Origin of the sequence: Mycobacterium sp. pV006 (genome assembly GCF_041287115.1) — a bacterium.
Lineage (GTDB): Bacteria > Actinomycetota > Actinomycetes > Mycobacteriales > Mycobacteriaceae > Mycobacterium.
Map to the genome: position 1 here is coordinate 33,129 of NZ_JBGGKT010000014.1, position 12,849 is coordinate 45,977.

General features: G+C 69.9%; 15 protein-coding genes. 4 read left to right on the plus strand and 11 right to left on the minus strand.

All coding sequences use genetic code 11. The features are described 5' to 3' along the window. Nucleotides 1-15: 15 nt before the first annotated feature. Nucleotides 16-921 (plus strand): DoxX family membrane protein, encoded by a 906-nt coding sequence (locus ACAG25_RS19635; protein ID WP_370490150.1) that lies wholly within the window; start codon nucleotides 16-18, stop codon nucleotides 919-921. Nucleotides 922-927: 6 nt separating this feature from the next. Here the strand turns inward: ACAG25_RS19635 and ACAG25_RS19640 are convergent, their stop codons facing one another. Then, nucleotides 928-1,407 (minus strand): gluconokinase, encoded by a 480-nt coding sequence (locus tag ACAG25_RS19640; protein ID WP_370490228.1) that lies wholly within the window; start codon nucleotides 1,405-1,407, stop codon nucleotides 928-930. Between the two features lie 43 nt (nucleotides 1,408-1,450). Continuing rightward, the gene (locus ACAG25_RS19645) at nucleotides 1,451-2,200 is read right to left on the minus strand and encodes a DUF4333 domain-containing protein (RefSeq protein WP_370490151.1); all 750 of its coding nucleotides are present in this window, start codon (nucleotides 2,198-2,200) and stop codon (nucleotides 1,451-1,453) included. Nucleotides 2,201-2,258: 58 nt separating this feature from the next. On the opposite strand from ACAG25_RS19645, the gene ACAG25_RS19650 reads away from it, so the two are divergent. Beyond that, a complete protein-coding gene (locus ACAG25_RS19650; protein WP_370490152.1) occupies nucleotides 2,259-3,143 on the plus strand; it encodes a hypothetical protein in 885 nt (294 codons plus the stop codon). Between the two features lie 4 nt (nucleotides 3,144-3,147). Here ACAG25_RS19650 and ACAG25_RS19655 read toward each other — a convergent pair whose 3' ends face one another. Both ACAG25_RS19655 and ACAG25_RS19660 read right to left on the minus strand, forming a co-directional pair. Then, nucleotides 3,148-3,474 (minus strand): YnfA family protein, encoded by a 327-nt coding sequence (locus tag ACAG25_RS19655; RefSeq protein ID WP_370490153.1) that lies wholly within the window; start codon nucleotides 3,472-3,474, stop codon nucleotides 3,148-3,150. Between the two features lie 10 nt (nucleotides 3,475-3,484). Continuing rightward, a complete protein-coding gene (locus tag ACAG25_RS19660) occupies nucleotides 3,485-5,002 on the minus strand; it encodes a carboxylesterase/lipase family protein (RefSeq protein ID WP_370490154.1) in 1,518 nt (505 codons plus the stop codon). Nucleotides 5,003-5,077: 75 nt separating this feature from the next. On the opposite strand from ACAG25_RS19660, the gene ACAG25_RS19665 reads away from it, so the two are divergent. Next, nucleotides 5,078-5,764, plus strand: coding sequence for a hypothetical protein (locus tag ACAG25_RS19665; RefSeq protein WP_370490155.1), 687 nt, complete (start codon nucleotides 5,078-5,080; stop codon nucleotides 5,762-5,764). A gap of 11 nt (nucleotides 5,765-5,775) precedes the next feature. Here ACAG25_RS19665 and ACAG25_RS19670 read toward each other — a convergent pair whose 3' ends face one another. Beyond that, entirely contained in the window at nucleotides 5,776-6,126 is a 351-nt protein-coding gene (locus ACAG25_RS19670) for a hypothetical protein (protein WP_370490156.1), read from the minus strand. Between the two features lie 134 nt (nucleotides 6,127-6,260). On the opposite strand from ACAG25_RS19670, the gene ACAG25_RS19675 reads away from it, so the two are divergent. Further along, nucleotides 6,261-6,599 carry an RNA polymerase-binding protein RbpA gene (locus ACAG25_RS19675; protein WP_370490157.1) on the plus strand — a complete coding sequence of 113 codons (339 nt, stop codon included), beginning with the start codon at nucleotides 6,261-6,263 and terminating at the stop codon, nucleotides 6,597-6,599. 9 nt (nucleotides 6,600-6,608) lie between these two features. On the opposite strand, the gene ACAG25_RS19680 is transcribed toward ACAG25_RS19675, so the two are convergent. Genes ACAG25_RS19680 through ACAG25_RS19705 form a run of 6 tightly spaced genes read right to left on the minus strand, consistent with a single transcriptional unit; the run spans nucleotide 6,609 to nucleotide 12,816 of the window. Then, nucleotides 6,609-7,394, minus strand: coding sequence for a polyprenol monophosphomannose synthase (locus ACAG25_RS19680; RefSeq protein WP_370490158.1), 786 nt, complete (start codon nucleotides 7,392-7,394; stop codon nucleotides 6,609-6,611). Further along, on the minus strand, nucleotides 7,391-9,049 hold the full coding sequence (gene lnt / locus ACAG25_RS19685; protein ID WP_370490159.1) for an apolipoprotein N-acyltransferase: 1,659 nt from the start codon (nucleotides 9,047-9,049) through the stop codon (nucleotides 7,391-7,393). Before lnt ends, ACAG25_RS19680 begins: the two co-directional genes overlap by 4 nt. Further along, entirely contained in the window at nucleotides 9,042-10,574 is a 1,533-nt protein-coding gene (locus ACAG25_RS19690; protein WP_370490229.1) for an amidohydrolase, read from the minus strand. The genes lnt and ACAG25_RS19690 overlap by 8 nt, the downstream gene beginning before the upstream one ends. 44 nt (nucleotides 10,575-10,618) lie before the next feature. Beyond that, nucleotides 10,619-11,092 carry an FxsA family protein gene (locus ACAG25_RS19695; protein WP_370490160.1) on the minus strand — a complete coding sequence of 158 codons (474 nt, stop codon included), beginning with the start codon at nucleotides 11,090-11,092 and terminating at the stop codon, nucleotides 10,619-10,621. A 34-nt stretch (nucleotides 11,093-11,126) separates the two neighbouring features. Then, nucleotides 11,127-11,510, minus strand: a complete 384-nt coding sequence (locus ACAG25_RS19700) for a PPOX class F420-dependent oxidoreductase (RefSeq protein ID WP_370490161.1) — start codon at nucleotides 11,508-11,510, stop codon at nucleotides 11,127-11,129. A 22-nt stretch (nucleotides 11,511-11,532) separates the two neighbouring features. After that, entirely contained in the window at nucleotides 11,533-12,816 is a 1,284-nt protein-coding gene (locus tag ACAG25_RS19705) for an HNH endonuclease (protein ID WP_370490162.1), read from the minus strand. Nucleotides 12,817-12,849 lie beyond the last annotated feature (33 nt).

Genomic DNA, 12,849 nt, shown 5'->3' on the forward strand with positions numbered 1-12,849 from the left:
GGGAACACAGCCGCCATGTTGATCAGACGTGTTGCGCGCCCCATGCTGTCAGCAGTATTCATCTCGCGTGGTGTCGAGGCACTTCGCAGCCCGAAACCGGCTGCCGACGCCACCCGTCAGACCCTGGAGGGGCTCAGCAAGCTCCCCGACCCGGTCGGGACGAATGTTCCGTCGAACGCCGAGACGGTGGCCAAGGTCAACGCGGCCGTGCAGATCGGTGGCGGTCTGCTGCTGGCGACCGGCAAGCTGCCCCGTGTCGCGTCGGCGGCGCTGGCGCTGACGGTCGTTCCGGGTTCCCTGGGCGGCCATGCCTTCTGGAACATCAACGACCCGGCCCGCAAAGCCGAGGAACGCCGAGCGTTCATCACCGACATCAGCCTGATCGGTGGTCTGATCATCGCCGCGGTTGACACCGAGGGCCGCCCGTCGCTGGGCTGGCGCGGACGGCGCGCCGCCCGCAAGGTCACCGGAGCCGTCTCCGCTGCTCTGCCGGCCGGTGCCGGCGCCGCGGGCGGACTGACCGACAGCCAGTTCGCGGAGAAGCTCAACCAGGGGTTGCACGTCGGGGCCGAGCGCGGCCGCGAACTGGCTCACCTCGCGCGGGAACGCGGAGAGGAATGGGCGGAGATCGCGCGGGAGCGCGGCCACGAGCTCGCCGAGGTCGCCCGCGACCGTGGCCCCGAGCTGGCCGATATCGCGCGCGAGCGCGGCGGGAAGTGGGCACACCTCGCGCGCGAGCGCGGCCACGAGCTGGCCGACGTCGCGCGCGACCGGGCTCCCGAACTGGCCGACGTGGCCCGTGACCGCAGCGGCGAGCTTGCCGAGCTGGCACGGGCGCGCGCCGAGCAGGCCCGCTCGCGGGCCGCAGAGCTGGCGGACACGGCCAACGTCGAGGTCAAGAAGCGCCGCCTCCGGCGCTGAGCGGGGCTATCCGTCGCCGCCCAGCGCGGCGACGGCCGCCTCGACGATGTCGTCGATGCTCTGGTCGACGTCGACCGCGTACCCGCTCTCGTCGGCGGCGAGGGGTTCGAGCGTCGCAAACTGAGAGTCCAACAGCGACGCCGGCATGAAGTGGCCGGGGCGGCTGGCCTGACGGCGGCCGATCACGTCCCGCGTCCCGGTCAGATGCAGGAACCAGACCTCGGGGCAGTGGCCGCGCAGTTGCTCGCGGTAACGGTGCTTGAGAGCCGAACAGCTGATGACGCCCCCGCTGGTGCCGCGCTGGGCCAACCATTCTCCGATGGACTCCAGCCACGGATGACGGTCGTCGTCGTTCAGTGGTTCGCCGGCGCTCATCTTCTCGATGTTGGCCGGCGGATGGAAGTCGTCGGCGTCGGCGAACGGTACCCGTAGTCGCTGCGCCAACGCCGCGCCGACTGTCGACTTGCCCGAACCGGACACGCCCATCACCACAACGGGTACCACTGCGACCTCCTCAGGACGTTGGCTCTCACTGTTTGGCAGCGTAGGTGTAGTCGATCCTGTCGCCGTCGACCGTGGTCACGGTCAGGGTGAAGGTCGCCGTCTCCGGACCGGCGACCACAACGCAGTCGACGGTGTTGCCCGGCTTGCCCTGCAGGTCGGCCGCGCAGTCCGCCGAGTCGGGGCGACTACCCAGGTGGGTTGCCAGCTCGTCGAGCAGCGACCCCTCCACCTCGGACTCGGTCAGCAGTGGCAGCAGGTCGAAATTCATCATCAGGCCGTCGACATCGGTGACCTCGGCGGTGCGGGTCAACGTCGTTCCCGCGGTGGTGACGGCGCAGACCGTGCTGGCCCCCAACTCCCCGACCAGACCCGAACGGCACGCCACGTCGCTCGACGGTCCGGGTCCGGCCCCGTCGACCAGTCGCGCGACCCCGCGTTCGAGTTGCGCCTGCGACAGCGCGGGCTGCATCTCGTAGTTGATCGTCGACCCGGCCACGGAGGTGACGGTCACGATCGGCGCGAAACTGTTGGTCTCACTGAGCACCACCTCGCAACGCGCGACCTGACCGACCTCGCCGGCCAGCGGCTCCTCGCAGACCACCGATTGCGGTTCCTGACCGGCCTCGGCCAACCGCGCGGAGATGTCGCGCTCCAGGTCGTCGGGCGCGACCGCGGGGATTCCTTCGGGGACGGACACCGTGCACGCGCTCAGTACGGCGGCGAAGCACGCAACCCGCATCGCCCCATGGACTTTCCGCATGGTCTGTCCCGTCACAGTAGGCACGTTTGAACCGGACCCTAGCAGGCCGACGCAGAGATGATTGACTACGACGGTGCGACGTCAACCCTCCCTCGCCCGACGCCTCTTCGACCGCTTCGAGCCCGTCCACGCGGTCACCTATTTCGCCCCGGAGGCCCGTGCCGCCCTCGACGGACTGGGCTTCCGCGGATTCTGGATGGGGTACTTCGCCGCCCGGTCTGCGCCCTTCGGGAAGGTGCCACCGGAGGTGGTGACCGCCGCGTTCTACAGCTTCACCCCGGAACGGGTGGCCAAGGCGCTGCCCGCGGTGTGGGACATCGCCTCCCCCGCCGACGCGCTGCGGGCGCGGGAATCGTCGGCGGTGGCCGCCCTTCGCCGCGCAGGCGTCACCGACGACGAGGCGACCGCCGCCGCGGACGCGGCCTACCGCGCGGCAGCGTCCGCAGAAGTCGGCGGACGGACCCTCTACGCCGCCAACAAGGCGCTGCCGTGGCCCGAGGAACCGCTGGCGCGCCTGTGGCACGCGACGACGTTGTTGCGGGAACACCGCGGCGACGGGCACGTGGCCGTCCTGACCGCCGAGCGGCTGTCCGGCCGCGACGCCAACGTGTTGCACGCGGCCGCCGGTCGCGTCCCCGAGGCGATGATCAAACGCGGTCGGGACTACGACGACGAGCAGTGGGCGGACTGCCAGAGCCGGCTGCGAGAACGCGGACTGCTCGACGAGGCCGGGGCGCTGTCCTCGGCCGGCCGAGAACTCAAGCAGCACATCGAAGACGCCACCGACGCCGCGGCACTGACGGCTCTGGACGTTCTCGACGATGCCGAGGTGGAGTCGCTGTTCCGCGCCCTCACCCCGATCACCCGGAAGGTCGTCGCCGCCGGGGACGTGCCGGACGGCACCCCGATGGGGCTGCGTCGCGACGACCTCGACGACGACAGCGCACATCTGGGCTGAGGGGTCAGCGCGGTGCGTACATGATCAGGCCGACGCCGATCAGCGCGACCGCTGCGCCGAGGAGATCCCACCGGTCGGGGCGGAAGCCGTCGGCGACCATCCCCCAGGCCAACGAACCCGCGATGAACACTCCGCCGTAGGCCGCCAGCACCCGCCCGAAATGTGCGTCGGGTTGGAAGGCGGCCACAAATCCGTAGGCGCCCAACGCCAGAACGCCGCACCCGGCCCACAGCCAGCCCCGGTGTTCGCGGACGCCCTGCCACACCAACCAGGCGCCGCCGATCTCGAGGACGGCGGCAAGAAGAAACAGTGCAACCGATCTGGCAACCATGGCGAGAGCGTCAGACGGCCAGCGAGAAGCCCTGCCACGCCTGACGTCGGTCGGCGTGCGGGTCGTGCTCCACGCGGCGGTGGCGGTCGAGCACCAGAACCGGCCGCTCGTCGGCTCGGTATCGAGGCCAGTCCTCGCCGGGTAGACCCTCGCGCGCGAACGACAACCATCGCCGCTGCACATCCCTGGTGACCTTGCGGGTGGCCGCGGTGTCCAGACCGGCGGTCAGCAGCTTGCCGAGGGCGGTGCGGTAGACCCCGAACACCGCGAACAACTCGGTGGCGTGAGTGGCACCCATCCCCGACCACCGGAAGGTGCGGGGTGCGTAGTCGAAGCGGTACACGTAGGTGGGCGCGTGTCGGCTGTGCGCCTGCGCGATCTCCCAGGTCGCCGAACCGAAGATGCAGTCACCACCCAGGCGCACGCACACCGTCGGGTCTGGGTAACCGGGATAGGCCGCCAGAACCCGTTCGCGCACATCGGGATCCACCTGGGTGAACATCTTCTCGATCGCCTGCTCGGTGGTCGGCAACAACTTCAGGAAGCGGGTGAACAGCCGCCCTTCCTCCGCGTTGTTCCCGACGATCAGCGGGACCCGTGCCGCGGCGCCGCGGCGCATCGCCTCGAACGGCTCCAACGGCAGATACTCGGTGTCGAAGGTGGGGCCGATCGCGAAGGCCCCGGTCATTTCGTCCTGCCCGTCGACGATGAGCCGCTCCAGGTTGTTGACCAGATCGGCGGGACGCGCCGCCATGAGTGCCTCGGCCGCATTACGGCGATCGGCGCCGAGCAGCCGCGCGAACCGCTCGGCGTACTGCGCCGCAGCTCCCGATGAGCGGCTCAATCCGGTGGCCGGGCTCTGCGAAATCGCCTGCGCGAAAAGGCCTTCGGCTTCCGGTGTGGCCAACAGTGTCGAGACCGCGTGTGCGCCTGCGCTTTCCCCGAAGATGGTGACGTTGTCGGGATTCCCGCCGAACGCGGCGATGTTGTCGCGTACCCAACGCAGGGCCATCACCAGGTCACGGAGGAAGAGGTTGTCGTCGATACGGATATCGGGCGTGGACAACGACGACAGGTCCAGACAGCCCAGCGCTCCGAGCCGGTAGTTCACCGAGACGAAGACGCAACCCTTGCGGGCCAGGGACGCACCGTCGTAGATCGGGGTGGCCGAACTGCCCAGCAGATAGCCACCGCCGTGGATGAAGACCATCACCGGCAGTACCGCGTTGGCGTGATTCGGGGTCACGTCGGCGGGCATGACGACGTTGAGGGTCAGACAGTCCTCGCTCTGCGGTTGATACCGACCCGGAGCCAGCATGGTGTACATGCGTTGCTGCGGTGCACAGTTACCCAACCCGTGGCAGTAACGCACACCGGGCCAGGGCTGGACCGGCTGTGGGGCGCGGTACCGCAGCGGACCGACGGGCGGTTTGGCGTACGGGACCGCGCGCCAGCGGTGCACGCCGTCGCGGGTGAACCCCTCGATGGTTCCGGAGGCGATCTTCGCCCGGATGGTGTGTTCGTGCATGATTCCGACGGTAGCGAACGTTGCTGCACCGCGTACCGGCGGCCGACCGTGTGTCGGCCGGTTAACCTTGGCCGCATGCGCATTGCGGTCGTGGCGGCACTGGCCGCGCTGACGGCCGCCTGCTCGCAGTCCGTCGGAGGCCAGGCCGAGTTGTCCGTCCCGCCGTCGTCGTCACCCCAGCCGTCGGCATCGACCGCGGCGCCGACGTCTTCCCCGTCCGCGCCCACGCCGTCGGCGCTGCCGCAGGAGAACGCGCCGATCGGCGCGGTGATCGACTGGGTCGAGGATGCGGCGCCGGCGGATCCCGCGGGATTCGGGGTCGCGTTCCGCGACGGTGTCACCACCCGTCTCGACGGTGAGATCGCGTTCACCGCATCGGCAGGCGCACCGTTGACCACGACGCAGTGCATCACCTCCGGCGAATTGATGTGTCTGGTCGAGCTCGACGATCCGCCGCCGCGTCCGCAGGGCGCGGAGGGCGCGTGGAAGCCGGGTTGGGTCACCTTCTCCGGCACCTCGGTGCAGGTCGGGTCGCTGCGCGGCGACCCGGGACCGTTCGGCAGCGGCAGCGGACCCGAACTGGCCGACGGTCAGTCACTGGCGTTCGGGGACAGCAGGTGCCGCGCCGACGCCGAAGCGCTGATCTGCGTGAACTACGCACACCGCAGCGCGGTCCGGATCAGCACCGCCGGGGTGACGCCGTACGGCTGCCTGCAACCGGCGCCGACGCCGCCGGACGCGGCCGCACTATTCGAGTGCTGAGCGCTCCCCGACTACCGCCAACCGTCGGCCGCACGGGCGGCCTGCATCACCGCATCGCACAGTTCCCGCAACTCCGCCGGGGCAGCACCCTCGGCCAGGGCGGTGGCCATGTCTTCGGCGGCGCAGCGCACCTGGTAGACGCGGTCGGACAGTTCGGCGGCCTCCTCGGCGGTGAGCACCACCGAATCGGGCGGCACCGAAGTCCCCTTGACCAGAGCCCGCTGCTCGTAGGCGCGCTGACGGCACGATTGCCGGCAATACTGCCGGCGCCGACCCAGGCCGCTGTCGGCGACTTCGCGGCCACACCAGCGGCAGTTCTGCGGGCGGGTGCGAGTGCGGGACCGGGTGGCCTGAGGCGTCACAGCCAGACTCTAAACCCGGACCCACGGCAATCCCGGTATCATCGGATGCCGAGTCGGGGCATCCCGAGGAACTCGTGGCGGCCCGTGCGCGTTGAACATCCCGGGACACAAAGCGCTGACAAGAGGAGACGACGATGGCTGATCGTGTATTGAGGGGCAGCCGGCTCGGCGCGGTGAGCTACGAGACCGACCGCAACCATGACCTGGCGCCGCGGCAGGTGGCGCGCTACCGCACCGACAACGGTGAAGAGTTCGACGTTCCGTTCGCCGACGACGCCGAGATCCCCGGCACGTGGCTGTGCCGCAACGGCATGGAGGGCACCCTGATCGAGGGTGAGGTGCCCGAGCCGAAGAAGGTCAAGCCGCCGCGCACCCACTGGGACATGCTGCTGGAGCGTCGGTCCATCGAGGAGCTCGACGAGTTGCTCAAGGAGCGTCTCGAGATCATCAAGACCCGTCGACGCGGCAGCTGACCCCGCCGCTCAGCGTGCGGTGCCGCGCGCCCGGTCGATGCGGGCGCGCAGGCCCCACTGGGCGACCTTGACGATCGCCTCCCGAATCGTGGAGCCGTCCATCTTCGATTCGCCGTGCTCCCGCTCGGTGAACGTGATCGGAACCTCGACGACGGTGAATCCGGCATTGATGGTCCGCCACGTCAGGTCCACCTGGAAGCCGTAGCCCTTCGAGTCGACCGCTGACAGGTCGATCTTCTCCAGCACCTCGCGCCGGTAGGCCCGGTATCCGGCGGTGATGTCGTGGATGTCCACGCCGAGCAGGATGCGGGAGTAGCCGTTGGCGGTCCGGGACAGCACCAACCGGCGCCGCGGCCAGTTGCGCACCTCCCCGCCCGGGACGTACCGCGACCCGATCACCAGGTCGGCGCCGTTGTCGATCTCCCGGAGCAACCGGTGCAGCTGCTCGGGCGCGTGGCTGCCGTCGGCGTCCATCTCGACCAGCACCGTGTATCCGCGCTTCAGACCCCATGCGAACCCGGCCAGGTAGGCCGCTCCGAGGCCGTCCTTCGACGTGCGATGCATGACGTGCACGCGGTCCGGATCGGCCAGGGCCAGCTCGTCAGCCAGCTGGCCGGTGCCGTCGGGGCTGCCGTCGTCGACGATGAGGATGTCGACCTCAGGCTCGGCCGTGTGCACCCGGGACACGATCTTCAACAGGTTGTCGCGCTCGTTGTAGGTCGGGATGATCACCAGGGTGCGGTCGCTGGGCCGCGCCGAGGGGCGGTCGCCGTTCAAGCCACCGGGGACGCTCATGCGGCTCCTTCATCGTCTTCACGGTCATCGGGCGTGGGTCGCCGGGCCCGTAGTCTTGCCGGCACAAGAAAACCATTGTGCAGCATCGCGGCGATCACCCCCGCGGCGCCGAGGGCGATCAGCGCCGCCTCGACGAACGGACCGAACCGCGTCGCAGGGGTCAACGACGACTTCAGCCGCAACTGCTGGTCCAGGTAGGCCGGTTCGAAGAAGGCGGTCCTGCTCAGCTCGTGTCCGTCGGGGCTGATCATCGCACTGATTCCGGTGGTGCCTGCCACGACGACGTAGCGGTCGTGTTCGACCGCGCGCAACCGCGCGAACGCCAACTGCTGCTCGCTCATCGACTCGTCGAAGGTCGCGTTGTTCGTCGGGACGGCCAGCAGTTGGGCTCCGTTGCGCACCGATTCCCGGGCCGCCCGGTCGAAGATGACCTCCCAACAGGTGGTCACCCCGACGGGCACACCCGCGGCCTGCACGACGCCGTCGCCGTCTCCCGGGACGAAATACCCGGCGCGATCGGCATAGGGCGACAGCCGACTGAAGAAGCTGCGCCACGGCAGGTACTCGCCGAAGGGCTGCACGATCCGCTTGTCGTGCCGGTCGGCGGGCCCGGTGCCCGGGTTCCACACGATCACCGAGTTCGTCGACTCCGGATTGTCGCGGCTGTACCCGGGTGCGGCCACCACACCGCCCACCAGGATGGGCGCGTCGATCGCATCGGCGGCGGCAGAGATCTGCTGCGCCGCGTCATCGTTGGCCAGCGGGTCGATGTCGGAGGAGTTCTCCGGCCAGATCACCATCATGGGTCGCGGCACCCGCCCGGCCCGTACATCCCGCGCCAGTCGATGGGTCTCCTGCACATGGTTGTCGAGCACCGCTCGCCGTTGCGCGTTGAACTCCAGTCCCAGACGCGGGACGTTGCCCTGTACGGCGGCCACCGTGATCGGCGGATCGTCGCCGGCGCCCGCACCGGACTTGCGCACCTGCGGTGACACCAACGCGGTGGCGACCAGCACGAGCGCGATGCACAACCCGGGCACGACGACCGCCGGAGGCGCCGCCGCCCGAGCGGTCGCCTCGCGTCGCCACCAGGCGACGACCTCCATCGTCATCGCCGCGACCGCGAAGCCGACCAGCACCGTCGCGAACGACACCAGCGGGGCCCCGCCGACATGGGCCAACGGCAGCAACGGACTCTCGGTCTGGGAGAAGCCGACGACGCCCCACGGGAACCCGCCGAACGGCACGGTCGACTTCAGCCACTCCTGCGCCGACCACAAGCCCGCGAACCACACCGGCCACCCGGGAACGCGGCGCACCAGAACCGCGGCGAGGCCGAACAACGCCGGGAACAGGGCTTCGGCGAAGCTCAGGGCGATCCACGGCAACGCGCCCACGAGACCGCTGATCCACGGCAACAGCGGCAGGTAGAACGCCAGGCCGAACAGCAGGCCGTATCCGAATCCGCCGATAGCGGTCGTGGTCGGTCGGGTCAGCACCCAGCTCAACCCGGCGAACGCGGCGAGCGCGGCGAACCACCAGCCGACCGGCGGGAAGCTCGCGTACAGCGCGAGCCCGGCGGCGATGCTCACCGTCAGCTGAGGCGCACGGCTCGCCACTGCCGCGCCGAACCGCCGCGGCCAGGTGTCAGCCATGCAGGACGTCACCTCGGTGCACGGTCTGCCGGCAGCGCGGCAGCACTCCGTCGAGGGCGGGCAGCACCGGGACACGCGACCGGGGGTCGGTCGACCATCGCTGCACAGCGTCGGCGGGCGCCGTCACGTCGAACTCGTCGGCATCCCATATCGCGTAGGTGGCGGGCGCACCGGGTACCAGCGTTCCGCTGACGCCGTCGCGCACCCCTCCGGCCCGCCATGCCCCGCGGGTGGCCGCCGCGAACGCCGCGCGCGCCGAGATCGCGCTGCCCGGCGTGCGATGGGTGGTGGCAGCGCGGATGCCGGTCCACGGGTTCAGGTCGGTCACGGGCGAATCCGAACCGAGCGCCAGCGGCACACCGTGGGACGCCAGTTGCGCGAACGGGTTGAGACCGCGGGCGCGGGCAGGCCCGAGCCGGCGGGCGTACATTCCCTCGTCGCCGCCCCACAGCGCGTCGAAGTTGGGTTGGACACTGGCGATCACGCCCCAGCTGCCAAGTTGCGCGGCCTGTTCCTCGGTGACCATCTCCAGATGCTCGAGGCGGTGGCCGCAGCGCGCGACGGCGACGCTGCCGAACCGGTCGACGACCCGTTGCACCGCGGTCACGACGGTGGTGACGGCGGCATCGCCGATGACGTGAAAGCCGGCGGTGATCCCGGCTTCGGTGCAGGCCCCGAGGTGGGCCGTGACGGCGTCGACGTCGAGGTAACTGTTGCCGGTGACCGCGGGGGCGTCGGCATACGGTTCGTGCAACCAGGCGGTACGCGACCCCAGTGCGCCATCGACGAACAAATCCCCCGCGAGGCCGTGCGCCTGGGTGCTGCGCAGCAGGTCGCGGGCCTGGTCGGCGCTGGTCACGGGTTCACCCCAGTAGCCGACGACTTCGACGCCGTGGTCGAGGCTGCGCAGCTCCTGCCAGTCGTCGAGACCGGAGATGTCGGGGCCGGCGCATTCGTGCACCACAGCGATGCCGGCGGCGGCCGCGGCGTCGAGCGCGGCACGCCGGGCGTGGTCACGCTGCGTGGCGGTAAGGGCTTCGCGGGCGGCGAGTCGCGCCCGGTGGTGGTCGTCGGCGCTCGCCGGCGACTGCGGGTCGGCGGTCAGCAGACCCGCGCGGCGGCGCAGCGCGGTGGAAGCCACCGCGGAGTGCACGTCGACGCGGGTCAGATAGGCGGGGCGGTCGCCGACAACGGCGTCGACGTCGGCGGTGGTCGGTGCCGTACCTTCCGGCCACGCCGTCTCGTCCCAGCCGTGACCCCAGATGACCCCGTCGGGCTGATCGCGCGCGTAATCGGCGACCATCTGCAGACAGTCACGCAAGGACTGCGCTACCCGCAGGTCGAGCCCGGTCAACGCCAGGCCGGTGGCCGTCGTGTGGAAGTGACAATCGACGAAGGCGGGCGCGACGAAACCGCCTGCCAGGTCGGTGACCTCGGCGTCCGGAAACTGCGCGCGGCCGACGTCGTCGCGACCGATCCATGCGACCACGCCGTCCCGGACGGCCATGGCGGTCGCGTCCGGCATGAGGGGGTTGTGGATGCGCCCGTTGAGCAGCAGCGCAGTGGCGCTCACTCCGGCAGGCGCGGCTGGTGCACCGGGTGGTCGACGGTGTCGACCACCTCGCCGTCGATGTAGTCACCGTGACGAGCGCGTCCGGCGGCAGAACCCATGGTGCTGACACCGACGATCAGAGGCGCGCGGCGGGCAGCCAGCGCCGTGACCAGCGGGCGCGCGGCGGCGCGGGTCGGTGGCAGGAGCAGTACGGCGCCGAGGACGGAGCTGGCGAGTCCGGGGATCACGACCAGCACGGTACCGAGTGCGACGAGCAGGCTGTCGGTGACTGCCCCCTGGGCTTCGGTGAGCGTGACACCGCCGCGCAGGCGCCGAATCTGGCGGCGGGCCTGCGAACCGGCCAGGGCGAGGCCGAGCATGAAGGTGGCGGCGAGCAGCAGCACGGTCCAGCCGAAGCCGATCGTCGAAGCCAGGGCAACCACCACGGCAATCTCGACCAGCACGTAGATCAGGAACAGCCTCATCGCCATAGTGTGCCAACGATCCGCAGCGGCCGCGGGTTCCTCAGGTCGCGGGCGTGATCTCGATCGAGACGTTCTTCTCCATGCCGCCGCGCAGCTTCGAGAAGAAGTTGAACGTCTTGCCGAGTAGGCCGTACCGCTTGCCCAACGCGTCGTAGGTGGCGCTGTTGGCCGACTTGTCCAGGATGCGGGCGGTCGCCTCCACGGCGTCACCCTTGGGTTTACCGGCGCGGTCGCACGGCGCGATCGTGACGCGCGACGTGTTACGCAGACGCTTGACCTTCCACGACTTCTCCTGCGTGATGGCGATCAACCCGTCACCCGACGGGGCCGCCCAGATCGCCGTCGGCTTGGGACGACCGTCCTTGGTGAACGTGGTCAGCAGGATGTACTCGGACTTGGCGACGTCAGCAAAGGTGGCGGTCATGGTCGCCAATCTAACGGCCAGCTCAGGCGGCGTCGAAGGTAACGAGGTCGATGCTGAGTCGGCCTTCCATCAGGCTGACTTTCCGACGTATGGGTGGGCCGGGTAGCGGTGGGGCGGTGGAGTGGTACACCGCGCCGGTGGGGGTGCGGAACTGCGCCCGGTGTTGGCCTTCGACGGTGTCGGTGGTGACGCGCCAGCCGGGGGCTTCCTTGGCGTAGTTGCAGGCCTCGCACTCGCCGAGCCCGTTGACCGCGCTGGTCGCCCCGCCCTCGCGGGCCGGTGTGGCGTGGTCGTGATGGCGGATCGGGGCGTTGCAGTACGGGGTACGGCAGGTCCGGTCGCGCAGATCGAGCAGCCGCGCCAGTCCTTTCGGGAAGATCCTCGCCTTGGATTCCATGGCGACCAGCTGCCCCGAGCTCGGGTGGCGGTAGAGCCGGCGCAGGGTGGCTTTGGTGTCGGCATCAGCGACCGCATCACCGGTCAACGCCCGACAGAACCCGGCCGGCACCGGGCCGTAGCCGTCGAGCCAGCCCAGTTCGTCGTCATCACCGGCCAGGGTGGTGTCGGCCATCACCAGGTTCAACGCGACCGGCACCGGCTTGTCGGCGGGACGGCCGATGACCCGCTCATAGACGGTTTCGGCCATCACCCGTCCGCGCGCACGGCCGTCGAAGGTCATATCGGCTTCGCGTTTGCAGGCGGCGTAGATTCCGACACTTTGGGACATGGGTAGTCGCACGGTGACGTCGGCCATGGTGTCGGAGACCGGGCGTACCCATACGCCGGGATCTTTGACCGCCCGGCGGCCACGTTCGACCACCGCGGCGGCGTCCAGGCGTGCGGTGATCTTTTTGGCCTCCGCAGCTACCCGCGCATCACCCCACCCGATCAGCTGAGACGGATCAGCGCATAACTCGAGATCGAGTTGGCGGCGGTGTTCGACGCTCAGACACGCCGACTCCCGCACGATCAACGTGGCCCGCCACTCCGAGAGCACCCCGGACTCCAACGCCGCCAACGTGTACGGCATCTCGTGCACCAGCGCTTTGGCGAACCCGAGGTGCTGGCCGCCGCGCACCGGCGCTTCGCGCCGGGCCAACGCCACCTCCGACGCGAACCCCTTACCTCGCCGCGCCTTCGGCACACCGTCGGCTTCCTCGCGGGCGGCGCGTTTGGCCGCCCACAACGCCGTCGCCCGCGCCTGCACCGCCGCAGCCTGCGCCTTCAACCGCTCACAGCGCTCGACCACCGCACGCAACTCAGCCTCACCGGCCGCATCGGAGAACTCGCACACACGTTCGAACACAACCCCGACACTAGCCAAGCAGTCTGACAAAAT

What these genes read in the sequence shown, in the direction of transcription:
- ACAG25_RS19635 (WP_370490150.1), top strand. Translation starts at nt 16, where the DNA reads ATGTTGATCAGACGTGTTGCGCGCCCCATGCTGTCAGCAGTATTCATC.
- ACAG25_RS19640 (WP_370490228.1), bottom strand. Translation starts at nt 1,407, where the DNA reads ATGGGCGTGTCCGGTTCGGGCAAGTCGACAGTCGGCGCGGCGTTGGCG.
- ACAG25_RS19655 (WP_370490153.1), bottom strand. Translation starts at nt 3,474, where the DNA reads ATGGTTGCCAGATCGGTTGCACTGTTTCTTCTTGCCGCCGTCCTCGAG.
- ACAG25_RS19660 (WP_370490154.1), bottom strand. Translation starts at nt 5,002, where the DNA reads ATGCACGAACACACCATCCGGGCGAAGATCGCCTCCGGAACCATCGAG.
- ACAG25_RS19665 (WP_370490155.1), top strand. Translation starts at nt 5,078, where the DNA reads ATGCGCATTGCGGTCGTGGCGGCACTGGCCGCGCTGACGGCCGCCTGC.
- ACAG25_RS19675 (WP_370490157.1), top strand. Translation starts at nt 6,261, where the DNA reads ATGGCTGATCGTGTATTGAGGGGCAGCCGGCTCGGCGCGGTGAGCTAC.
- ACAG25_RS19680 (WP_370490158.1), bottom strand. Translation starts at nt 7,394, where the DNA reads ATGAGCGTCCCCGGTGGCTTGAACGGCGACCGCCCCTCGGCGCGGCCC.
- lnt (WP_370490159.1), bottom strand. Translation starts at nt 9,049, where the DNA reads ATGGCTGACACCTGGCCGCGGCGGTTCGGCGCGGCAGTGGCGAGCCGT.
- ACAG25_RS19690 (WP_370490229.1), bottom strand. Translation starts at nt 10,574, where the DNA reads ATGCCGGACGCGACCGCCATGGCCGTCCGGGACGGCGTGGTCGCATGG.
- ACAG25_RS19695 (WP_370490160.1), bottom strand. Translation starts at nt 11,092, where the DNA reads ATGGCGATGAGGCTGTTCCTGATCTACGTGCTGGTCGAGATTGCCGTG.
- ACAG25_RS19700 (WP_370490161.1), bottom strand. Translation starts at nt 11,510, where the DNA reads ATGACCGCCACCTTTGCTGACGTCGCCAAGTCCGAGTACATCCTGCTG.